General features: G+C 52.0%; 17 protein-coding genes. 6 read left to right on the plus strand and 11 right to left on the minus strand.

Annotated features, from left to right (window positions below; genetic code table 11):
* Nucleotides 1-165 precede the first annotated feature (165 nt).
* The 5 genes from I9185_RS17530 (at nt 166) to I9185_RS17550 (ending at nt 4,735) form a co-directional block, all read left to right on the plus strand.
* Nucleotides 166-489 (plus strand): hypothetical protein, encoded by a 324-nt coding sequence (locus I9185_RS17530; RefSeq protein ID WP_210093714.1) that lies wholly within the window; start codon nt 166-168, stop codon nt 487-489.
* 329 nt (nt 490-818) lie between these two features.
* The gene (locus I9185_RS17535) at nt 819-2,591 is read left to right on the plus strand and encodes a hypothetical protein (protein ID WP_210093715.1); all 1,773 of its coding nucleotides are present in this window, start codon (nt 819-821) and stop codon (nt 2,589-2,591) included.
* 281 nt (nt 2,592-2,872) lie between these two features.
* Nucleotides 2,873-3,301 carry a hypothetical protein gene (locus I9185_RS17540; protein ID WP_210093716.1) on the plus strand — a complete coding sequence of 143 codons (429 nt, stop codon included), beginning with the start codon at nt 2,873-2,875 and terminating at the stop codon, nt 3,299-3,301.
* A 123-nt stretch (nt 3,302-3,424) separates the two neighbouring features.
* Complete coding sequence (locus I9185_RS17545; protein WP_210093717.1) at nt 3,425-3,940, plus strand: hypothetical protein; 516 nt, start codon at nt 3,425-3,427, stop codon at nt 3,938-3,940.
* 189 nt (nt 3,941-4,129) lie between these two features.
* On the plus strand, nt 4,130-4,735 hold the full coding sequence (locus tag I9185_RS17550; protein ID WP_210093718.1) for a PIN domain-containing protein: 606 nt from the start codon (nt 4,130-4,132) through the stop codon (nt 4,733-4,735).
* Between the two features lie 274 nt (nt 4,736-5,009).
* Here the strand turns inward: I9185_RS17550 and I9185_RS17555 are convergent, their stop codons facing one another.
* Both I9185_RS17555 and I9185_RS17560 read right to left on the minus strand, forming a co-directional pair.
* Complete coding sequence (locus tag I9185_RS17555) at nt 5,010-5,186, minus strand: hypothetical protein (protein ID WP_210093719.1); 177 nt, start codon at nt 5,184-5,186, stop codon at nt 5,010-5,012.
* Between the two features lie 247 nt (nt 5,187-5,433).
* A complete protein-coding gene (locus I9185_RS17560) occupies nt 5,434-5,907 on the minus strand; it encodes a hypothetical protein (RefSeq protein WP_210093720.1) in 474 nt (157 codons plus the stop codon).
* A gap of 698 nt (nt 5,908-6,605) precedes the next feature.
* Between I9185_RS17560 and I9185_RS17565 the strand changes: the two genes are divergently transcribed.
* Nucleotides 6,606-7,415 carry a hypothetical protein gene (locus tag I9185_RS17565; protein WP_210093721.1) on the plus strand — a complete coding sequence of 270 codons (810 nt, stop codon included), beginning with the start codon at nt 6,606-6,608 and terminating at the stop codon, nt 7,413-7,415.
* 38 nt (nt 7,416-7,453) lie between these two features.
* Here the strand turns inward: I9185_RS17565 and I9185_RS17570 are convergent, their stop codons facing one another.
* The 9 genes from I9185_RS17570 to I9185_RS17610 all read right to left on the minus strand — a co-directional run bounded on the left by I9185_RS17570 (nt 7,454) and on the right by I9185_RS17610 (nt 22,389).
* Nucleotides 7,454-9,574, minus strand: coding sequence for an AAA family ATPase (locus I9185_RS17570; RefSeq protein ID WP_210093722.1), 2,121 nt, complete (start codon nt 9,572-9,574; stop codon nt 7,454-7,456).
* A gap of 260 nt (nt 9,575-9,834) precedes the next feature.
* On the minus strand, nt 9,835-10,137 hold the full coding sequence (locus I9185_RS17575) for a hypothetical protein (protein WP_210093723.1): 303 nt from the start codon (nt 10,135-10,137) through the stop codon (nt 9,835-9,837).
* 79 nt (nt 10,138-10,216) lie between these two features.
* Nucleotides 10,217-10,681, minus strand: coding sequence for an AAA family ATPase (locus I9185_RS17580; protein ID WP_210093724.1), 465 nt, complete (start codon nt 10,679-10,681; stop codon nt 10,217-10,219).
* A gap of 21 nt (nt 10,682-10,702) precedes the next feature.
* The gene (locus I9185_RS17585) at nt 10,703-11,023 is read right to left on the minus strand and encodes a hypothetical protein (RefSeq protein WP_210093725.1); all 321 of its coding nucleotides are present in this window, start codon (nt 11,021-11,023) and stop codon (nt 10,703-10,705) included.
* 143 nt (nt 11,024-11,166) lie between these two features.
* Complete coding sequence (locus I9185_RS17590) at nt 11,167-11,508, minus strand: hypothetical protein (RefSeq protein WP_210093726.1); 342 nt, start codon at nt 11,506-11,508, stop codon at nt 11,167-11,169.
* A gap of 1,031 nt (nt 11,509-12,539) precedes the next feature.
* Nucleotides 12,540-13,586, minus strand: a complete 1,047-nt coding sequence (locus tag I9185_RS17595; protein WP_210093727.1) for a class I SAM-dependent methyltransferase — start codon at nt 13,584-13,586, stop codon at nt 12,540-12,542.
* Nucleotides 13,587-13,676: 90 nt separating this feature from the next.
* Nucleotides 13,677-19,031 (minus strand): FtsK/SpoIIIE domain-containing protein, encoded by a 5,355-nt coding sequence (locus I9185_RS17600; RefSeq protein ID WP_210093728.1) that lies wholly within the window; start codon nt 19,029-19,031, stop codon nt 13,677-13,679.
* Nucleotides 19,028-20,551, minus strand: a complete 1,524-nt coding sequence (locus I9185_RS17605; RefSeq protein ID WP_210093729.1) for a hypothetical protein — start codon at nt 20,549-20,551, stop codon at nt 19,028-19,030. Before I9185_RS17605 ends, I9185_RS17600 begins: the two co-directional genes overlap by 4 nt.
* Before the next feature lie 2 nt (nt 20,552-20,553).
* The gene (locus I9185_RS17610) at nt 20,554-22,389 is read right to left on the minus strand and encodes a hypothetical protein (protein ID WP_210093730.1); all 1,836 of its coding nucleotides are present in this window, start codon (nt 22,387-22,389) and stop codon (nt 20,554-20,556) included.
* Between the last annotated feature and the right edge of the window lie 58 nt (nt 22,390-22,447).

Below are 22,447 nucleotides of genomic sequence, written 5' to 3' on the forward strand. Positions count from 1 at the left end.
CAAAGCTTGTACCGCGGCTGATTTCGCTGACTGTCTGATGCACACCGCGAACGGGATGCTTGAGGATTGGTCACCGGCCGAGGTGGCTCTTGAGCGCGGAGGAATGTTTCTTTTGAACCAAATCCGACCCTGGAAGTGTCTGCTTGCGGTAATCGGCTGCAAGATGTGGTCCATTCGGGCACGCTGGAATGCGGTTCGAAAACGTTCAAGAAAAAAGAAAAAAATTGCTTTGATGTGAGAGTCACACAACCAGAAAAGACTCCGGTGGTCGAATCCGACACCCAAGTCGGCCAACCGGAACGCAATAACAAACTTCTGGAACTCACAATGAATAGAACATCGAAACAAGTCATGGCAAAAGCCAAAATGACGAGCGCAGCCGCCGCGAGAATTCAGTCGGCAACAGCCAAGTCGCGCGGCGGAAAAGTGTCGACCAAGAGTTTTGCCGCTCGTGCACAGCGCGCAGCCAGCAAACCCATCAAGCGTTAAAAAAACGACAACACCGGGTGGGGAGTTTAACGACCCTCCCGGTCATGCGTTGAGGTGTTTAAACAGATGACAATTTACAGCAAGGACAAGATGATCAACGCCTTCGCTAGAGATCTTCGGCGATTGGGATGGCGTTACCGAAGAGGAAAGAAGCATGGTGTACTGACTGCCCCCAACGGGCGGAGGGTAACCGTGTCGACAACTCCAAGTGACTTTCGATCTTTCCAGAACTTTCGACGAGATATTCGCCTGGCCTGCTCGGAAAGAGTTCAATATGAATCCCCTTCTGTGCAGAACGCCGGTAAGTGCAGCAGTGATGAGAAATGAACATGAAAAATGACAATCTAACTGCCAGCTCAATTCGTGCCCGTGTAATTCAATCGCTGACAAATGTCGGGCTTTGGCCTGGGGACGACGCGACAAGAAAGTCATTCATTGAATCGGTCAGAAGTCCAGTAGACAAGAACAAGGACCTTTTTCCGAACCGTGTCCCGATGAGTGTTTTTGAGAACATCGCTATCCTTAAAATTGCCTTTGGCTTCAATAATACGGGCGTTAAAGACGTTGCCTCCGGAAACACGTCGGTAGTTGAAGGGAAATTGAAAGCGCGGGAGGCAGAAATCACATTTCTGGCCGACGCGTATCAACACGCCAAGTCTCAGTTCCCTAAATTAAGGCAAGCGCTGCAATCCGGTAAGGCTTTTCATGAGATGAGCCTGAAACAAATGATGTCATCGACACATTCCGGGCAGGCGTCAAATACAAGCGCACCTGCGGCCCCACTTCATGTCGTTCGGGCTCTCGAAAAGGTTCGATGGAGCGAGGAGTACCAAGAAGGGAACCCCGATGCCATTTGTATTGCGGCCGAGCACTACCTGGCGGCTGGTGCGATGGAAATTGCTGAACCATTGATCCAAGAAGTCTTGGACGTGCATTCCGAACATCCAGGTGGTTGGTTTCAGAAGAGCCGGCTCCTACTTGAGAAATCCAAGCAGGCCGCACGAAAAGCGACGCGCTACAAGGTTATGAGCGAAGATGCGGATGTCCTTAGCGCGGCAGAACGGCATTACGAAGAATTGGCCTTTGATGAAGCTGATGCTTCAAGGAGTCTGGAGGATCAGGCATTTGAAACCTGCATCACGGCTTACAAGCTGCTGCCAGACAACAAGTCTTATGAACAATCGGCCATCAAATGGTCGCGAGACTATGGAACGCTTCGTGAACTCCGCCACAGGATGTTGCTCTTTATAGTTTCCATGGCAGCAAAAAGATGTGATCCCAATGCGTATAACAGTCCGGTTTTTGAACGCGTCCGGGCTCGGTTGGGGCGTGTTAGAAAATACGATCCCAAAACTGGAGGATCCACACCCGACTTGGACAAAATCACCGAATTGTCCGCATTACCGCTGTTTTCTGCGGACACGGATGCACTTGTACTTTCCGCCTACGACGAACTCATGAACAAGTTGCATTGGAGGCATTTTGATAGCACCGCCCTTCGGTTGAACTCGTTGAACTTCTTCCGCCTCTTAGCTCCAAAGCCGGATTATCACGATGAAGTTGAGAAATTTGTGGAGGATTTGAAGCGCGGAATACCGGAGGATTCATGCCGCTATTTCGGGGTGTTCTCAGACCCGGAATGGCTAACCGGATGGCGAAACACTCTGCATGAACATCTCGACGCCGTGATGAGCCGGCACGAGCAACGGGAACTTGTGCGGGAACTCCATAGAGCATGGGTTACCGACATTGAGAAAAGGCGCGACGACGCGTTGCTGTCGATCTACGATGACGAACTTCGAATGAAATTTGATGCCCGCGATCCCTTGGGGGCATTCGATGTGGCAGTCCGTGGAGAGAATGAAGGCATCTATCGGCGTGACGATGGGCATGGAGCTTTGGTTCTTAGAAGAACCGCGCAGCATGCGGAGCTCGCTGCTGACAAAAAAAATAGTTCAAACGTTAAAATTCGATATTTGCTACAGGATCAAAGCCTGCAATCTGTTGCAGAGGAGTATTACGATCAGCGCTTGGCAGAATCTGATCCTTTAGATGGTCCAGATCCCTTCCCTGAGTATTTGTATGAGGTCAATTCGGACTAGGAACTTGAATGGTCACACTAAGTAAGCTGTATCCTTTTTTGAATTAGCATATGTGGTGTGGCCTAAATCTCTGATCCGGGCAATTCAGGGCGGGTGTTATGATTTCCCTTGCTGTCGAGAGTTGGGAGCTCGGACCGCAATGGAAATCTACATTCGCTCGAAACAGTTGCATGTAAACTTACCTCAAGCCAAAGCACCCTCGCCGTAGGCTGGGCCAAAATCTGCCGCAAAATGAACAAGTTCCGAAGTGAGAGAAAGGGCTGAGTTGGCTAGGTGGTGGCATGTCCCAAGATCTTTCCCTGTGTGAGATTTCGATTTTGGTTTGTTTATTGCCTACCGAACACGTGGCGGTTTGCCGCGTCGAGCAAGCAATGCAATTCGGACCTGGCTTTGGGCGTGCGTGGTATGCCAACCAGAAAGAACACTGGATCGGTTGGCCGGCAGACTACGAGGGGCCCGGAGCTTATGTAAAAGCACCCAAGGGAAATGTTGCCGCTGAATACGTATATCGCCGGATGGTTTGTACACCGGCACTGTTTTGGTTGGTCGTTCAGTCTGCGTCTATCGAGCGAACCGCTGCGCAAGCTCTTGTCACATCCATACTGGCAGATCCGAATGCCGCGATGGCCAGCCATAGCACATTAAAACGGCGTACAGTGCCTTGGGATGTCGTTCGAACGGCGTTACTCAATCGTGGACCGATTTCATGAGAGGAATGGAACAGCGCTTGTGCAACGCTCCTCGAAACTCGTGAGAAGTTACGCACCCATTGTTATTCACAAAAGGCTTGTGCAGCGACATGCGAATTCGAACAGATAGTAGACGAGGTCGAAATGGACATAGAAAAGATCATCCATAGTTTGCCCCAGAAAAGTACTGCTCAGCGGCAAATCATGCGCCGAAATGCCGAGAAGCTCATGGATGACGGTGCCGATGAACAACGAAGTGCGGCAACGCAACTGATCTCAGCGCTGGATGAGTTGGAGGAGCGGGAACGCAAAACCTTGAATCAAAAACTATCAGGAATGAAGCCGGCCGAAAGGGTGATCCATGCGTTCACCTGCGTACCGCCCAGCGAAACCGAAATTGGACTAATCCGTGTTTTGATGGACCGCCCCGGATCCACATCAACTGAGCTCAGCCGCGCTCTCGGTTGGGACGCACAAACTTGGCATTTGCATTTTGGTACGATGTGTAAACGGCGGGAAGCAGATTTGTGGCCGGCGGACGCTTCGAATATCCGTGATTCAAGCTTCTACAGCGGGATTCTCGCAAACTTTGACAACCAAAACGCTACTTGGGAGCTCAAACCTGAAGTTGAGGCGGCATTTCGAAATCTGGGCATCTAGTTGGTTGAAGATTGTTTAACGCCGATGGGCAGACAGGGGTTGGCGCATCTCTTGTTGCCATGAAACTGTGCTTTTCTGGTGGTCGACCAGCCCTGCCATTTCTTCATCACGTCAGAACGAAACTCGGTCGTGAATGCAGCAAGTAAAGAATAGATCCTGCTCTACCAGAAACCAAGTGGAGAACGCCAATTGAAAAACAACTACATTTTGATCGATTTTGAGAATGTTCAGCCTGTGAATCTTGGAGCCCTCAATAGTCACGACTTCAGATTGATCGTCTTTGTCGGCGCCAACCAGAAAAATGTCCCTTATGACTTCGCGACAGCGCTGCAAAACCTGGGCGAAAAGGCCACTTATCAGAAGATCTCGGGCAATGGCGCTAACGCGCTGGATTTCCACATCGCCTTCTACATCGGTGAACTCTCGGCCAAGGACGAGAACGCCTACTTCCATATCATCTCACGTGACAAGGGCTTCGATCCGCTCATCGTTCACTTGCGTGAACGCAGGATTTACGCGCTCCGCCATAAGGACCTGTCAGAGATCCCCTTTGTCAGGATATCAAACGCTGAATCACCCGACGAAAAAATCGATGCAATTGTTGCCAGTCTAAGATCCCGCGGTTCTTCGCGCCCAAGGAAAATCAAAACCTTGGCAAGCACGATTAATGCCCTGTTTATGAAGACCTTGGACGAAGCTGAACAGGACAGGTTGGTAGCGGAGTTGCAAAGTCGTGGGCACATTATTGTAAACAACCAATCGGTCAGCTACGGCGCTTCGATTGTTGGCTCATAGCGCTATTGCCTTGGTATTCAAGCATGCTGTAAAAACAGGCTTTAGCAAGGGAACGCTATTGATTGAGATCGACGGCACCGCACCCATTTTGAACCAAAAAATGCTCCGGCGTAGCGGATTCAGCTGACAGACAGTCCAGAAAGACTTTGTGTCCTTCAGGGAAACCAATCCGGCAACAATTCTCAAGAGCATTGTCGATTTAAGTGTTCGGGCACTGGTATCCGAAATCAGCTTTTTTGCGACGGCAGCGCAGCCGGTGAGATCTAGGTGTATTTTAGTCAGCCGTCTTTGTCGTCGATGCGGCCAACCCCAATTTCACTAGCTCTCGGATCGCCTTGGTCCGTGCACGAATTCTATGGTCGAACCCCCAGTCGTCAATCGCATCGACTTCATCTTGGGGCAGGTAGATATGCAGTCTAACGTTTTTCTCTTTTTCAACATCTTCGGTCATATGGGTCTCCTTGCCCTCAAAAATGGGTATAGATGCTTCTTGTGTCAATTGTGCTACTGACACACTGGCTAAATTTTGGCACAAAAGTCCCACTAGGCACAATCATGATTGGAGACGCCATGATCCAAATTGCAAAGGAAATCTATCACCAACTGCACGTTGCAGCTGTCATCATTCACGTCTCGCTGGTGTTCGGTGAGATGTATCACCTGATCCCACACGCTTGATCGAGGTCATGATGTTTTTGTTAAATTTCATTCAGATATCTCGGCCAGATCGGGCCTCGTGATGACATACTCGATGCGGAAAACCTGGGTTTAATCAGCCATTTCCGCGCTACGCCAGACGGTCGCGGCGACTGTTCCTGCTTTACGATTTCCAAAAAACTCAACTTCAGAGACTTCGTCTTCAAATCTTTGGCAGACACCCAAAGGTTGCACAAGAAGTCGCGCTCATCGATTCTCACAGCGCCGACCATGTTAGGATCACCCGAACTATTCTGTTCCACCACTTCCAGTTTTCCCTTGTGGATACAGGCGCCTTGTTCTGTGTGAGCATGGAATTGTAGGAAGGCCTCCGCCTGGCGGCCTGGGAAAATTTCGATGTCGGCGACTGTGATCAAATGCTGATCATCAAGCTCCAAAACACCAAGAAATACAGGAGCGCCCGGTCGTCCAAACAAGACCGATTTGTACAGTGTGACGCGAGCAATTTCTTCCATCCAAAATCTCCTCAGTGTTGAAAATCAGATTGTCGACTGCTCGCAATGAACAAGCACCTTGTGCCAGACCGGCGCCTTCTTTGTGCCTTGCAAGCGGCCTGACACATTCTTGTGCAACGGGTTTTAGCCAGTCGTGTTGCAAGCCGGATTTGAGCAGAGGAGTTTACAAATTGAAGAGAACAGCAATAAGGAAGCAGACGGAGATGATAGGTCTGCGGGTCGATCAGGCTCTATTCAGCGCTTAGGGAACGCGCGGACAACCAAGGTGTTTCGACAACATCCTGCGCCCGGCTATTGATCGCTGAAGCACTTGGTTACAATGCGGATCTGCCTCTGGAGCGCGCCAGGCGAAGGCTATCTAAGAAGCCGGTTCAATCTGAACTGAAGAATGCAGTTCAGTTTTTGGCGCTCCTAATCGACATCAGCACAGACTTGAGATCGGTGGTGCGCAGGTTCGGAGAAATGTCTGCACGCGAAGAATTCTCCGAAGCGGAGTTGAGAAGCACCAAGATTTTAATGAAGAAAACACACGATAGTCTGGCTGAAATCCGCGCTCATCTATTGGAGCGGGCTCAATGATACTCAAATCGACAAGGGTGCCAGCTGGTCGAGCCAGGCAGATAGCGAACTATCTTTCCGATCAAAAAGACAACGACAGAGTGTCCTGGTTGCGAGGGTGCCCCCAAGACATTTTGACCATGGGAGAGATCTCCGGCTTGGCCGGCAAAGCGTTTGCGGTTCGGCATTTCACCGTGTCACCAGGTGCGAAGATGACCACCGGTGATCTGGCGCTCGTGATCTGTGAACTCTGCCGTGAGTTCAGCATCCCAAAGACTTCCGCTAATCGAATAGCAGTCGTTCAACACGACAAGCCTCGTGCATCCGGGTCGGGAAATGAACAGCACTGGCATCTGGCCGTACCGGAAGTACATGCTGAAACACTGCAAACCCTCAATAGCTCTTTTTTCAAGATACGGAACGAAAAGGTGTCCAGGGTTTGTGAAATCAGGTTGGAACACCCAGTGGTTCCCGGCAGGTTCAATTGCAAAGTGTTTCGAGAGCTTCAAAAGGCCCGCCCGGAATTGGACTTGGCGATGTTTGAGGCTGCTCTAAGAAGGGCCGCAGTTAAATCAATGATGAAGGAAGACGACTGGCTGAATTACCGCGCGGTGGCTGCCTTCTCGAACAATCATAATAGATCGTTGGAACGCAAGTTGGATCAGGTGACCGGCAAAACCTGTTTGGATGTACGTGCCGCAAAGCTCCCTGCGATCCGGGCGCATGTCGGTAAATTGGCGGACGAACGGCCTGCGGATGCGCTCTTGTTGGAAATGCGCAGGCAAGGCTTTGAAATCAGACGCGGGCAGAAAGGCCAGCCGGTGATCTTCGGCAAGGATGTGTACCTTGGCGGACTAGAGCGAATGTCCGGCGGTTACAAACCACCTTTTGGGTCACCCGCCCCAATCCAGTACTCGATTGAAAACACAGTAGTCAGCAACGAGCATTGAATTCCTCCGGTATCAGGTTGGTAGTTGAAAGAACCTGACTAGAATGCCCGTACCTCTGACAGAGGCAGCGTCAAGTCTTGGTTAGGCGAGACCTCCGTGGTGGCCTCGGGTACATGCCCACCAAGGTTTGGTGTTAGAATAGCTTCCAAATCCTTCGGGCCCAATTGCCGGTGCTCCATCAAGGCCGTTGCTACAGCCATGACCTCTTTTCTGCTCTTTAGAATTGCGGTCTTTGCTGTCTTCTCTGCTCGTTCCAGTCGAAGAGCTACCTTGTGGGAAAATTCGGGCTCAGCGAACAGCGAATTCAATTCATTGATCTCGACGGGGCGCCAAAGCAATCGCTGCGCACCAAACCCAAATTGGTTTTCCATCTGAACGGCAAGCAGAGTTGCTTTCGCCAGATCGCTACCTTCATCCCCGCCAGCCCCAGTCGAGACGGAATTCAGGAAGACACGTTCCGCAATACGGCCCGCCAGAGCGGTTGAAATCAGTACTTCCAGCTCAGACGCGGTTGGGTAATTCCCTTTAGCGTGGAATTCAACAGACCCACCTTGAGAACCGATTTCTGCACGAATTGGGACGCCCTGCCCAAGAGCATGACCAACAATAGCATGCCCAGCTTCGTGGAGAGCTGCCCTTCGCAGATCCTCTGGAAGCGAAGCCGGTGCGAAAAGCCTTGCCGCCGTCAAGAGGTCTTGGTCGGTTAACTCTCGCTTCTGGCCTCGCGCCAGACTCTTGGCCTGGCGCACAACGGCGGCGGCATCGGCACCGGTGCATCCGACCAAATGAGCGGAAACCTCATGTAACGTTTGGTTGGACACAGCAGCACCGACATGACCGTCCAGGATTTCAGCGAACACCGCCTTATCTGGAAGCTTCATTTCAACTTTCAGATCGAACCGCCCGGATCGGATCAATGCAGAATCGAGCTTGTCAAAGCTGTTGCACGCTCCAACAACCAGAACGCCCTCTGTCGAACGAACCCCATCCAGCTTCTCAAGGAGCGCGTTGACGGCGGCTCGGGTGTAGTCGGCATTGTCACCAGCAGCTGTTTCACGATCTGTGAAACTGTCAATTTCGTCAATGAAAAGCAAGCTGGGAGCGTTGTCGCGGGCTTCAGTAAAGGACTTGGCCATCGCATTGAGAAAGTCCCCTAGATGCCCATGTTTCTGCCAGTCCGCGTAGCTGGTAGCGACAAAGTGGAAACCTGTCTGCTCTGCGAGTTTGCCGGCCGTAAAGGTCTTTCCTGTACCCGGAGGGCCAAAAAGCAAGGTGCCCCGCGGAATCTCTGACCACTCTACATCACCAGCAGCCCACGTTGTCATGTCGGCGGCAAGCTGCTCCAACAGGATGCGGGAGTCACCTAAGCCTTTGACGTCTTTGAGAGCATCAGGGTTTGCAACTGATTGTTCTCTTCCCGAAGATTTCTCGATTGCAGAAACAACATGGGCAAAATCTGGCTGGCGTGCTGCCAGAGCCAAGCTGTCCGGTTTTGCACGAGAAAGAAAACCAGTGTCAGACGACACAGGTTGATTCAAGATTTCGGGCCACCGTTCCTTTCGGCCATGCAAAATCTCATGCAGTCTGCTGACCATGGGCCAAGTCAACGACGCCAAGGACTTCCAATTGGTAGCTGCTTCCCTCGCCACATCCGGCAATGAATCCGCACGGTCGGTAACGAAAATGACTGGTTCCCGTTTCGCCAGTCGTTCCTCTACTTCCCGTGCAAACTCATCACGTGCGGCGCGTCTTTTGGCAATCGATGGAACCTCGTGAGACACCGCCTGAATTTTTGGCAAGTACTTATGTTTGCTGCGGGTTGCAGGCAGAAGGCCGCTGTTCAGCGCCTTCCGTGTTGAGAAAATCCAGGCTGGGTCCTCGGTTTCAATCACCGTCACCGCGAAAGGCTGATAAACAGATTCCACAAGTTCGCCCGGAGCGCGGGGGAGTGTTGCAAACAATCGCACCAGCGCTGCTACCGAAGCTACATCATACTGGCCAGAATTTGACTGCCAGATGGAGCACGGACCTTCTTCCTTATCGTCGGAATTGGTGATCTCCAGCCAACCAGCATTCTCGTCCAGGTATTCCAAGGCATTGGTGAAGATCTCGTTGAATTCTGGGAAGGCGGTAGAGGGGTTCTGCTTTTGACAGGCCATGAAGGGTCCTTTTCGACATCAATCTGAATGCAACTGGAAAGGCACCGCAAAACGCGGCGCCAAATGGATCAGTTGCGCAATATCGAGTTCGCGACGGCGAACTGGTCATACTCAGATTTCAATGTCGAAAAGCACATGGATAGTATTCCTCTCGGACGAAACAACTTAAGGATGCGACTGCCGAAGGTCAAGGTAAAGCGCCGTCACGCGCAGGTAATGGTAATTTCAGCGGCCCGCCGGATATTGATAGGCGGTCAATTTCAAGCCGCCTTATCTTGGCGAGATTGGGTCCATTCAGCACGCAACTCATCAAATACATCTTTGTCGAGCAAGGACTGGATGCTGTGCCGAGTCGTCAGCACGTAACGAATGGCTTCAACTGCACACTCCGCATGTTTTGCATCAAGTGACATCAGGCAGCTGGGGTCAAATGGATACCATGCTGGCTCCACGCAAAACATCAACACATCCCGAGCTACAATCCCTGAGTTCTGTTTGTGACGAGTGGCCAAACTGGTTAAAGTTTCAATGGAGGTTGCAAGTGTTGCTCGATCTTCAGTCATTTTTTGTTCTCTCTTCTGACTATGTCAGCAAGCTACCAAAAGATGTTTAAACTGAAGTTTCGCGACAAGCGTTTTTCCTCTATTTGTGCCACCGCTCCATCCGCACCCTTTGCAGCGCGACGATGTCTTCAGGTACATCGTGAACATTCGGAAAGCGCCCCTCCATCGTGATCACGGTTACGTTTGGGGTCATCTGGGTATAGCACTCAACTTCCCATCGCTTTGTCAGGGTGTTCGCAACCGCGACGTTTTCCCCCCGCTCCAGCGCTTGTTTTGTGCGGCGCTGGCACTCTGCGTGGCAATATTTCAGCCGACTTCGATCATGTTTATAGTTGCCTGTGTCGTCTACCATCCAATCATCGGCTTCGAAGACGTGATCAACGATACCGGCTTTAAGGAGCGTGTTGGCAAACGTAGTTTTTCCTGACCCTGATGGGCCGCGCAGAAGATAGAGCATGTTTGGACTCGATTTGGCGGCGAGATTTTTCCCGTGCGCGGGTTTTTTGTTTCTGGGGCGGCTATTTTTGCCGCCCCAATCTGACACTTGGGTCTCCAAGAAAACTGTTCAGGAACCGCTTGGTCGAGAGGTCGAGCTGTGTTCAGGCTCCTTTCGGGCAAGCCATTGCTCGAACCAAATTTCTCCATCCTCAAGCAGCCGCGGGGGGATGTCATAGCCAATCAGGTCGTCAAAACCCCAAAATGCAATACGATTAACTGCTGTATCAAAGTAGATACAGCCTTCGCCAACCTCGCCTGGGTTCTGGATCAGACGTGCGGCTACATACACCTCTTTGTGGTCATCTCGGTAGGTTTCATCCAGAATATGGAATTGCCACAGAGGCTCCGAGGATTGGGCGGTTTCGCCGGATTTGTTGATTGAAGACATGCTTTTCCTTTTGTTCTTCGTCTGTTTGAGCCATCGCCACTTGGTCGATTGGCAAAATGAAGGGGCGCGATGAACAGCTGTTCACCACTATTTCGGGTTTCGGGTTCTCTTGTGATTGGGGGACGTGAAAGCGCGCGCAGCAACTATGCGGTTGCGCTCATTTCGCTTTCTACAAGCTGGACTAATCGGCGCACGTCTCGCTCGTCTATATCGAAGAGTTCAGCTACATGGCGAAGGCTGCGACCATGTGCCATTTCTGAATAAGGATATGAACGCGAAGGTCTTCGAATACCTTCACAGCAGGCCCTTCGCTCCTGACTTGCCAGATAGAAGCGTTGTCCACCGTCAAATTCTCCATTTGGATGGGACAGTCGACGCTTGCGCTTGATATATTCCAGTGCAGCACTGCGCACCTCACTGGATAAGTCGCCAGAAACGTTTCTGTAGACGCTTTCAACGGCGGTTTCGAGTTCTTGTGTTTTCATTTGACCTCCATTTTCCATTCAATAAAGCAACCTAATTGATTGCTCGACGGGGTTATTGCCAGATTTCAAATCGGGCTTGAGGCCAATTGTTGTAAAAAAAAGGCGCCCCACCAGCTTAAAAATCAATTCACTCGAATTTTATTTCCGGACGAAATCAGCGCTATAACTTCAAATTTGCGTCAATCACAGAAGATTCTTCGAAATATTGGAAACCAGAGGAGATATTTGCCTCAAGTTGATGCCTGAGGCATTAACCAATTTTGATACCAAAAAATACCAAAAAGTAGCGGAAAATTAGCCTGTTGCAAAAGTGAAACGGCGCAAGAAAAATACAGGATGCTCCCTCTTGAAAATGCAACTTTTTCAGCAGTTAAACCCGAAGCGCCTTTTTGAAATTAGACAGCTTACTTCAAAGAAGTCTGAAACAAACCCCATCTCTGTCTCGAATTCTGGACCCGCCATATAAAAAGAAATGCTGTGAGCACTAGAAAGCAAAGCTCAGCAATTGGTCCCGCAAGCCAAACACCAATCTCGCCAAATCCACGTGACAAAAGGATGGCAAGAGAAATTGCGAAGAGGTAGGGCTTGACAAGCCCAAGTAGTCCAGCGCGTCGAGCGTCGTCGATAGCATGAAAATGCACTGCAATCATCATCGACGGGTCCGTTGCCACAAATACACGAAGCCAAGCTTTGCGTTTTCTACCTATCCTGCCGCAGCCGTGTTGGAAGGCAGTTGCCCTCATTGAAAATGAGCACAATGAACGCGCCCACGACCAAAAGTGCCAAACCGAGTGCTCGGGCAAAGACCGCACATGCCTCACCCAAACTGTTTTCACCCAACTGGTTTGCCAAAAGGCCGGACATACAACTTAAACCAGCGCTTAGAGAACCGCGCATAGCACAAATCCGAAACCCCGCAGGCTCGCCACTACTTCGTCAAACTAAGTCTAAGCAGCGGTGGACCCGCTCAACACAAATGAGGCCACATTGGATGCCGACAAGGGGTCAACCCAGAAGATCCCATTTACACCCTAGCTTTCGGGGGTGCGGTCCAACCGATACATTTTCCAGCTTACGTCGGGCCTTTCAAGAAGATCGGCGAAATCGCCCATTGGAACGACTGTGAAACCGGCGTTCTCTGCACGTGCCACAAACTCACTAGACGATATTTCGAACATGCCTCTTTCGCTATCTTGAGGCCCAAGGCGTAGCGAAACGAAGGCAGACCCTTCCGGTTTCGTTGATGAATGCAACTGCCTCATCGCCTCATCCCGTTGAGTCCGTGGAATGTGCATCCATACCGCGTTTGCCAACACGACATCGAAATCCCGAGCCTCTAGGCTGGGGTCGCTGAAACGAGGCAGACGATCATCAATCCAGGAAATATTCAAGCCGTCGTGCAACTTTTGAGCAATGGTCCTCATGGATTCAGATGGCTCCACAGCAAACACGGTGTGCCCTCTTTCAGCGATCCATGCGGCATCCCGTCCGGTTCCTGCACCAATATCGACGACCGTCAACGGAGCCCCTTCAAATAGCGTGACGAGGAATGGATAGGCGTCCTCAAACGCAACCGATTCATACCCGTCTGCGAGCGTTGCGGCGTGCGCATCATAGAAAGCGACTGCCGTTCCTGAATTCGGCACTTTCAAACTCCATTCCCGATCATACCAATAGCCTAGAAACACAACTAGGCTCCACGCTGAAGCCCAATACAGCATATATGAGAACAAAGTACGAACTTTTTTATTTGTATTCCGAAACCGTTCGCGCTTGCTCTTCGAGCTTGAGTTCGGGCTAGCATTGACGAACCCTTCTGGAAAAGCTTCTTCTAGCCAATCCAAGTAGCACTGCATCACGTGCCGGAACCGGTATAAGATACCCGCCAGCATTAGGTTTCCAAACACGGCCGTGAGCAACAGAGCGCTTGTGAGAAGTGGCGCATCGCTCAACCTTGAAACACCAAACCACAAGCCCCCGGTTAGCGTCATCGCCAGCACGGGTATTTGCCACATGATCTGGTTGAGCGAGCGAAATTGTTGGTAATTTTGTTCGTATGCGGACTGTTCAATACTCATTGAAGGCATTCTTTAGTGGAATTTCATCTACGACTTGGCGAAAAAGAGGAAGTGGTTCCCAGCCGGGATGCGGAGTAGCATCTAAGCTGGCTACAAAGTTCCTCCATCACACCAAGCTGCGGTGATCAGTGCCGCGATTTCAGCCATTTCATCCTCATCAGCAAATGGAACCTGAGCGAGCATGATATCGGCTTCACCTGAGAGCTTGGCAGCGAGATGCCCGCGTCCAAGCAAGCGTTCGGCTCCTGGTTCATCGAGAACCAAGTTGGAATTTCGCTTGTCGGCAACTTTGAGAACGAGCCGGTTGGTCAGGTTTGCCCTGAGTTGCATCGGCAGAGCGTCTTTGTCAGGGCGCTGTGTGATGAGAACCAGATTGATTCCTGCGGCGCGTGCTTTCACGCCGAGGCGACTGGCATTCAATTCAACGGCATCGCGGTACTCGTCAATCAACATCCAATCGGCAAGTTCATCATGGAACACCCATATGCGCGGCAATCGCTCGGACGGTGCGACCTTCTTGTTATAGCTCGCGAGTTTGGTTACGCCCGCATCAGCAAGAAGACGATTGCGCCGCTCCATTTCTTCAACAAGCTCCTGAAGCGTTTCGACGGCCTCTTCCTGAGTGGTGATAAGATCACCATCAAGATGCGGCATTCTCCGCAGCCAAGGGAAGTCGATTCCGGCTTTCGGATCGATCATTCGGATGCGTGCGCTGTTTGGCGAGTTCGTAGCACAGATGTCCAAAAGCAAACACTGGACAAGAACACCCTTTCCGCTGCCCGTTTCGCCCGCGATAAGGGTATGAGGGCCATGCGGATGCAGGCCTCCAAATCCGTCCCCAACATTGAGATAGAGTAATTCGCCATCCGACTCACGCGCGCCGAGAAGAAGGCTTGTGTTAGTTTCAGGCGCGCTATCTGGAAGCTCGCGCTGACGCCAGAGGTCTCTGAGATGAAGGACCGCTCGCTTCGGGCGCCCGACCATGATGATAACTTCCATAGGCGCAGCGAGCACATTGATCACATTGATCGCGTGTGAAGTTAAGAGCTCTTGGCGTCGCTTTTCGACCTTAGGAAGTGTCAGGTCATCAGAGCCCCTGAAACGTACGAGTGCGGCATTGGGTGTCAACCGTGAACCTATGAGCTCGGCTGTCATGTCGTATCCCCGGAGCGCTCGCTGGAGCGCCGAGACTGTATTGTTCAGCCACTGCTCAGCTTCGTCATCACTCTCAGTGGTCTCCTCGCCAATCCACTGCAAGAGCTCTGCGGAAGGCAGCTTTGAATCCGTTGGCAAGGCAACTGGTGTTGAAGGCGGACTGTCAGGTTGCTCGTCCGTGGCGGGTGGCGGCGTGGGCTGAACCGGCTCAGTTTTCGCGTCCGCATGTTCAGCAATTGCCTCCTCCGGTTTGACTTCGGGTGCTACGGTTGGAGTCTCCTTAGCTGCTGTCATTTCGGGAGCGAGCATTCTCTCGGCGACGGCTTCGTCTGCGGTCGTGTCAACATCAACAGAAACGAGAGCTGCTGCCCAAACATCGTCCGTGTCTTTGGCTCCCCCCAACGTTTCCTCAGTCCCAGAAGCAAACGACCTTAGCGCCGCCGCGACGCGAGGTTTATCAAAAACCTGCTGATGACAATGGGGCATGCCACTGAGCGGCAATGGCTCGCCTGCATCGACATATTCGTCATCGTCGTGGACAAATACATGGGAAAAACCAGCAAGAATAATTCTCACATTATCTTGCCTGACTTCATCAGACCATCGGTGCAAGTCCCAGCCATCAAACAGGGCAGGATCAAATGGCTCCATACCTTCGATGATGAAATCACCGAGGCGATGCAGCCACGACTCCCGGTCGATCCGTTTGTGGTTAGGATCAAGCGCGCGTCCAAGACGCGAAATGGTTTCTTCTAGCTGTTTCGCGGATTTCTTGGCCTGTCCTTTGTAACCGTTGGAACCTACAAATTTCGCTTCAGCGATTGCGATACGCAAAACATGCTCGCCGTCTTCAAAACGAGGGGCAATCGCCATGATATCAGCGATTTGCTCTTCGCGTTGGCCAAACCAGGACGCATAATCGTCAAGGAAATACCACCCGATTGGAAGGGAACGGTCGCCCAAACCAGGTTTTAGCATTTCCATCGACAAGACAATGCCGAGAAGTTCGTTCGCGTAGTGACCATAGCGGGCGGCCCGCATCACAACATGCCCGGACAGCGTAGTCGCTTCGTCGATCAGTTTTGTGATTGGTGTATCGCCATGCGCGTTAACGATGCCGGGATCGATACGATTAAGGCGCTCCCTAAGCAGGGTTTGAAGCAAACGCGGCTTTGAAGTCGTAGATACGGTGATGTTTCGATCCACACTGCGATCATGGATGTGGCGAATTACCTGGACGCCATTGTTTGCAAGTAGTCTCCGGTCAACAAGCTCATCGAAGTTTACAACCCACTCACCGATCCGATGTGCATCGTTAAAAACATCTCCGACTTCGGCATCTGAGAAGTTGACTTCGCGCGCCGGAATGACATCTCCGCTCTGAGCGTTTTCACCGTGAAGAAATGTTTGGATCGCGTTCAGATAGATTTGACCAATCCAAGGCTGGACAGGTGCCGTCAGATAGACAGATGTGGAATTGTCAACCGCACTTACCGGCCTTCGGCGCGACCACGTGTGAGGGATGTGTTCGAGCAACTCCGGGCGCCGTTCTACGGGTGCCTTTTTCCAGACGACCTTAGCATTGCGGGCAATGACATCTTGAAGGGCAACGAGGTCGGACGCGCGCGTATCGTCGCCTTCGGGAAGATCATTCGCGTCCAGAAAGCCTACCCGCAGTCGCGAAAGGAAATTTCTCGCAGCTTCGCTGGCCATGACTGACCCGGAGTCGTCCCCGACGGCCACGTTCTGTTGCTCGTAAATCTTTCGCATCCGCATCGGATGTGAGTGTGTGAGCAAGAGGTCGCACTGGAGATCGTTTTCTTGCTGGACCTTGTTCGAAAGCTCACTTGCCAAAGCGCCCGGCAAAGCCTTTGACTCCGCGTTGTAGAGAACAACTGAGAAGTTGTTCTGCTCGTGTGGCAAGAGTTTCAAAAACTGTTCACCGACGGCGCTGAACGCACGGGCTGCAATACCGGGTTCGATATCAAGGGCGTCGTCGCCGTCTGCGCTTGCTCTGCGCTGCGGAGGCTCGGCGAGAGAGTAATCAAACTTGCTTTCGGTGAGCGAAAGCAAGGTGGGCTTGCCGTCGTCAAACCCGATGCAAACTTCGGGATAATAATCCGCAAGCAATTCCGCCTGTTTTTGCTGGAACAACAAATCAGCGCGGAAGATGTCTTCCTCGCCCGCATGAAGAACCGCATTCACTATCTTCGCCACCTGAGCGGCTTTAATGTGAAGCTCTGCCATCCGCAGTGGGTGCCAGGGCAAAACGATAGCGGCCGGTGCCCCGCTGCCGACGTTCGCCGTGCCGATGCGCATGCACTCTTTCCAAAGACTCTCTCGCGCACGGTCGTTGTTGGCATTTTCATGCAGGGCATGAAGGAGCTCCCCGTAGGCCTGTGCTTGGGTCAGCAATACTTCTGAAGAAATCCCCTCGCCGTTGGTTCCGGCCCAATCACGAATGGCCAGCTCATAACCTTCTGTGAATTGCAGGAAAGCCGCGCGGATCGCATCGATGCGCGGCGCGGCAAGGACGCTCGACAAATCGTCCAAGGCATCTAGAAAAGCTGCCGCACGGTCGCCGCTTTCGCTATTCGGCGCGACCATGACGCCGTCGTTCCCGTTGCAAACATCGCGAATGGTGTTCACGTCGGTTAGATCAATACGCTGGATTTGCCCCTTGGCGCTTATCGACTGTCTAGTGATGTCCGCTGTCGGAAGAAGAGCGTGATCTCCGGTCTCATTGGCGATGCGGACAAGGTCATCGGCCATACTTGTTGCAAGAGCATCGACCGGCATCTCCCAAACAAACATTAGCTTGGCCTTTACACCGCCCGGATCAAGTTCCACCTCAAATTTCAGACTACGGGCCTCTCGGGCGCCTGAGGTATTTTTCTCAAGCTCGCTATCGAGATGCGGAAAGTAGAACTCATTCAACTTGCCGAAGTCGAATGAAACGTCCGTCCCAAAAAGCTCCTGAATGCCGCGATAACGCACCGCGAAATAACGCGCGATCTTCGCGTTCTTTGAGCGCCAGAAACTCTTCTCGCGACTGCGCGGAATTCGTACAACGATTTTGTTCTCGGTAATCTCGTCATCGCCCGTCCGTTCACGCAAGCGGTGCAGCGTGGCGATAAAGCCGACAAAGAAATCGTCAAATTGCTGCGGGTTGCTGTAAATATACTTTTCCCAAGTGCTGTAGAGCTTTTTATCTCGTGCAATATGCTCTTGGTGCTCTTCAAAAAAATCCTTGAGATCATGTGTCGGATCTTTGGGAAAGGCTGAACCCAAAAGGTTGCGTTGATCTTCATTGAGCGGATCGTCGAATTCGTCTTCAAAAAACTCTATCGTGCGTTCACCCAATGGAAGGCTATCGACCTTTTTCAGCCCCTCAAAAACTTCATAGATTGAGCGCCAATCTAGATTGACAAGGTCAGTTTGGATGCTCGTCCAGCCGTCTGCGGATATGTCGCTGTCCAAAAAAGCTGAAATGACAGCTTTTTCCGAATCCGATAATCGCTCGCCTACTGCATCGAAATTACTTGCCAGAGTTTCGTCAAGCGGCTCGCCACGCTCGCTCTCACGAGAGAGGAGTGGCCGAGTTTTTTGGTGCAAACGCCTGAATATCTTTGCCCATTCGGAAGGGTTGTCGCGTTTGTTCTCTGCAACGCGATCAAATTGACCTGCATAGCTCGGCAGGCGCAACGCAGGGAGCGCGCTGTCTACGGCCTTCTGTAGAGGCAGCCCCGTTGAAAGGGTGGCATTGGCAATTTGCAGCACGAAGTCAGCAAAATGCTCTATTGTACGTGCCGCATAGGTTTCATTCGCCGCTTGTAGGGCGGCTCGAAGGTGCGCGCGCTTTAGCTTATCCAAATGCGCTTGCGTTAATCCCGCTTGCTCGATCCAGGTTTCATAAAGCGTACGCAGCGCATCCGTTTCAATTTTCGTTATCTTTTCAACGCTCTTGTCATTGCGTTGCAGTTCTTCTTGTGAGGCAACGAAAAGAACGGCACGTTTGCCTTCCGGGAGGCGGCAGTGACGCCAGTGCGTGATGGATTCATCGCTACGTAAGTCTGCGGGAAGCTCGTTATCGGGATCAAATGCCGTCGCTATTTTGCTCAGCATAACGGCACGCGTGTCGGCATCGCTGTCAGCGGCGCACGCTATCGCGCGAACGATGGTCGGCTCCAGCCCGAGCATGCAGACACGCAGCGTACCTTCCGGCTCATTTTCAAGCTGTGTCTTAATGTGTTTCAGCGCAACTGCGGCGATGAGCTCATTCCGTGTCATGCGCGCCTCCGATATGGGTTTTCTACATATGCGCAATCGTCCGACAGGCGGCGCAGCAAGCCGAGAGTGCGAAGGCGCTGTTCGAGACGTTGAGCGTTTTGGGTAAATGCGTGTTGGTCTGTCGGCAGATTGCCGAAAGCCTTTTCCGCCTCCGGCGCTGCGATAACGAGGCGGAAGCGTTCATAGAGCTTGGCGAGAAAACGGTGATACTCTTCGCGGCCATCTTCGACGGTACACATTACCAATGCTTTGAGAAGAGAATCGCTTGGCGCGTACCATGTCCCAACCCCGCGCCGCGAAACGGTCAAGCCGATCTGGCGTGTCCACTCGTTGTGAACCTTCGCAACGTGTTGCTGGTGTCGCTTTTCGGCGTAAGAACGAAGTACAGAAAAAATTGCATCTGGATCGCCGCCCACAGGGGCATCTTCGGGTTTCCAGGCAAAGCGGTCTGCAAGATGGGTGCGCACGGCATCCGCGGGAACACGTGCGGCGAGGGCGTCGTGCCAACCTTGATCATTCTTTGCATTTTCGACATGTGCACGCACCGCGCGTAGCGTTGCCATGCGGTTCGCGCGAAGGCTCTCGGAGGAAAGCTCAAACAGTGTCGTTTTGCTTGGAGCCGCAATTTCGAGCACGAATTTCGGCTCAGCATTGTCACCGATTTCTTCGCCTGCGCGGCGCATCATGTAAAGAAGCATATGTAGCGAAGAAAGTCTGACAAGCGGATCAAATAGCGCGGCGCCCGGAAGATCGAGCTGCAAGAGATGTCGCCATGTTTGCGCAAGCTCTTTATATTCGTCTCTGTCCGCATATGGCAGATAGCCAATTGCACTTGATATTGCCCCGGAATCGCTGCGATAATCTTCTGGCAAAAGGGCCTTCGAAACACGGTTCCATGGGTCGGTTTCTACAAGCAAACGCTTGTTTATCAGTTCGGCAATTTCTGGTCCGTGACCGCTGCGACATAGCATCAGATAAAGCAATTCACCGCCGCGGGCGAAGAAGCGGCGATCAGGGCTACCTTGAGGATTTCCTGGCAAGTCGGCGTAAAGACAATCTGGTCCGTAAGGGAAGATGAAGCGTGATGTCCATCGTCTTTGCCTGTGGGGCTCTACGGCTGTGTTCTGGAAGTACTCGACAACATGGGTAAGCCTTGAGAACTCCCCGAAGCGATCCCGGAGAAAAGAGAAATCGTAATCGCCATTGACTTGCTTCAGCCAAGCTGCCCACTTCTCGCTATCGCTGCGCTTGGTGGCGTCAATATGTTGGATGTGGGGGTTATTAAAGACAATGTCACGGAGCGGGATTAGGCGCGGCACATGGTAGGTTATGACTTCATGGGCACCGTCTGCACGCGGTTCGTCGAGTGCACGCCCATCAAGATGCCGTCCTCGAAATACGGATAGGAATTCAAGGAAGACCAACCAAGGCGTCTGATCGTTGTAAAATCGATGGCCCCAAATGGCCTCATCGACCCAGACATTGACATCTTTTTTGAATTTTTCAGGTGCAGGGATCATGCTCATATTCCCCCCACTCTGATGCGAATGTTGTCGGGCTGGGGCCTTCCGCGCTCATCGACTTTGACTGCTTGAACACTAATTTCGTTGGGCCTTGGTTCATCACCGATTATCGGCACGAGATGCTTGATGACTCGCAGTTTGAAATCAAGGAAATCTTCATAGCATTGCCGGGAGAAACTCGCGGGCAAGCTGCCTTTAGCCACGCGCATGAGGTACTCGAAGTGCGTAATTTGAAGCTCTAGCTCATCGATCACGCTATCTGCGTCGGCTGCTGGGTCAACGATCATCATACGCGGGGTAAGGCCGTCATGCGCGAGCCCGAAATCGAGATAAGGATCGCGTCTGTGGCGGGAGACACCGATGTCGAAGTTCAATATCGAGGCAATGCGGCCTCTGCCGTCACCACCGGATGAGGCAAGGTAGAGTCTATCCCCTTCGTCGATCATCATGCCGCAGAAGGTTCGATTCAGACCTCGGACTAGGATTTCGGCGATGCGTGAGGCGTCATCACCAGCAGCAAGCCTTTTGCCAAATTCGAGAAACGTTCCAGAGGATTGATAGACACTTAGCGACCAAGGCGAAAGATCGCTGTCGAGCGGCAAAGAAAAGAAAAGCCGCTGCCGTTGCAGCGCGAGGGCGCGCATGAACTCTCCCATATTCTCACGCTCACCTTCGAGGTAGTCGCGGAGATAATTCCTATAAGCGATACCACCATAGAAAGGGTCATTACCAATCAGGGCTTGGTAGTTCTTCTCATCGTCATAGGGTCCGTAGACCAAAAGGTTATCGATCTTGTTGTCGGTCTCCCGGCCGATGCCAAAAGCTTCCAGTGTGGAAAATGCCTGATACTGTTGACGTTGGCGCGGCCGCAGGTTGGCTCCAAATGCGTTGGCGTAAGGATTTGTTTCGCGATAGGCCTCGCTTTCGGCTCGGTTCATTGCCTTCCGGCATGTGAGGAGGCTTCGTGATTCATGATCCCCCAGAATGATGTTTACGCACAGCAGCAACAAATCGCGGATAGGCAAGTGCATGCGATTAGCACGCGCGAGTTTGAGAAGTTCGGACATACGGTGGCGAAAGGGCGAGACACCATCATCCGTACCACGCAACCTGTCGCGGTTAATTCTGATTGGACATTTCGTCGATCCGTCCTCAGAGAGCAGCGTACACCCCTCGCACTGCCGCCACTGCGGGTGTTCGGTCACTTCCGTTAGGATTTCTTCAAAGTGCTCTGAGCCATCAAGATGGCTCAGATTGTAGAGAAGGAGAGACAAGTTCTTGTTTGTGGTCTTTTCGTCGACAAGCATCCCTTCGATGGACTTAAAGTCCCGGTAGTATTCACCGCCACTAGCTTCCGCGAAATCGCGCCAGCTTGCGAGCAATTGGCCGTCATTGGCGGCAACAAGATAGATGTTGCGCGTGTTCTCACCGCGGACAGCATCTGCCAATTCAGGCAAAATGCGCTGTTTTTCTGCGACCGTGAGTTCGCTCAAGTCTTTTACAATTATTAGGTGTTTCCCCGAAGCCGGAAGCCGTAGTTCAGCGGCTTTTGTTCCGTCTCGCCATCTTTCAGGATCACCCCCAAAATGTTCCCAGACCCGGCGACAGTGGTAGGTTTTTCCGTCCCCGGCCGTGCCGGTCAGGATGACGTTTTTGGGCTCTTCGGCCTCAAAATTCTCAATGACTTCAGGCAGCCGTGCGGGTGGAATATTGATCGGTTTTTCTATGCCGTAATGTTCAATTTCAGTCTGTATGAGCTCGTCATACATATTGTCGCTTGCCGGTATCGGGCCGTAATGCCGTAGAAACGCGACAAGGTTGTTCGAATGGGACATGTACTTCTCTGCTCGCCCTTTGCTTGCTGTATTATAAGCTCCTAAAAATCATATACTA

Source organism: Ruegeria sp. HKCCSP346 (genome assembly GCF_017872595.1).
GTDB lineage: Bacteria > Pseudomonadota > Alphaproteobacteria > Rhodobacterales > Rhodobacteraceae > Ruegeria.

Excerpts from the sequence above, each read along its gene's own strand:
- I9185_RS17535 (WP_210093715.1), top strand. The coding sequence starts at position 819 with ATGAAAAATGACAATCTAACTGCCAGCTCAATTCGTGCCCGTGTAATT.
- I9185_RS17540 (WP_210093716.1), top strand. The coding sequence starts at position 2,873 with ATGTCCCAAGATCTTTCCCTGTGTGAGATTTCGATTTTGGTTTGTTTA.
- I9185_RS17545 (WP_210093717.1), top strand. The coding sequence starts at position 3,425 with ATGGACATAGAAAAGATCATCCATAGTTTGCCCCAGAAAAGTACTGCT.
- I9185_RS17555 (WP_210093719.1), bottom strand. The coding sequence starts at position 5,186 with ATGACCGAAGATGTTGAAAAAGAGAAAAACGTTAGACTGCATATCTAC.
- I9185_RS17560 (WP_210093720.1), bottom strand. The coding sequence starts at position 5,907 with ATGGAAGAAATTGCTCGCGTCACACTGTACAAATCGGTCTTGTTTGGA.
- I9185_RS17565 (WP_210093721.1), top strand. The coding sequence starts at position 6,606 with ATGGGAGAGATCTCCGGCTTGGCCGGCAAAGCGTTTGCGGTTCGGCAT.
- I9185_RS17570 (WP_210093722.1), bottom strand. The coding sequence starts at position 9,574 with ATGGCCTGTCAAAAGCAGAACCCCTCTACCGCCTTCCCAGAATTCAAC.
- I9185_RS17575 (WP_210093723.1), bottom strand. The coding sequence starts at position 10,137 with ATGACTGAAGATCGAGCAACACTTGCAACCTCCATTGAAACTTTAACC.
- I9185_RS17585 (WP_210093725.1), bottom strand. The coding sequence starts at position 11,023 with ATGTCTTCAATCAACAAATCCGGCGAAACCGCCCAATCCTCGGAGCCT.
- I9185_RS17590 (WP_210093726.1), bottom strand. The coding sequence starts at position 11,508 with ATGAAAACACAAGAACTCGAAACCGCCGTTGAAAGCGTCTACAGAAAC.
- I9185_RS17595 (WP_210093727.1), bottom strand. The coding sequence starts at position 13,586 with ATGAGTATTGAACAGTCCGCATACGAACAAAATTACCAACAATTTCGC.
- I9185_RS17600 (WP_210093728.1), bottom strand. The coding sequence starts at position 19,031 with ATGACACGGAATGAGCTCATCGCCGCAGTTGCGCTGAAACACATTAAG.
- I9185_RS17605 (WP_210093729.1), bottom strand. The coding sequence starts at position 20,551 with ATGATCCCTGCACCTGAAAAATTCAAAAAAGATGTCAATGTCTGGGTC.
- I9185_RS17610 (WP_210093730.1), bottom strand. The coding sequence starts at position 22,389 with ATGTCCCATTCGAACAACCTTGTCGCGTTTCTACGGCATTACGGCCCG.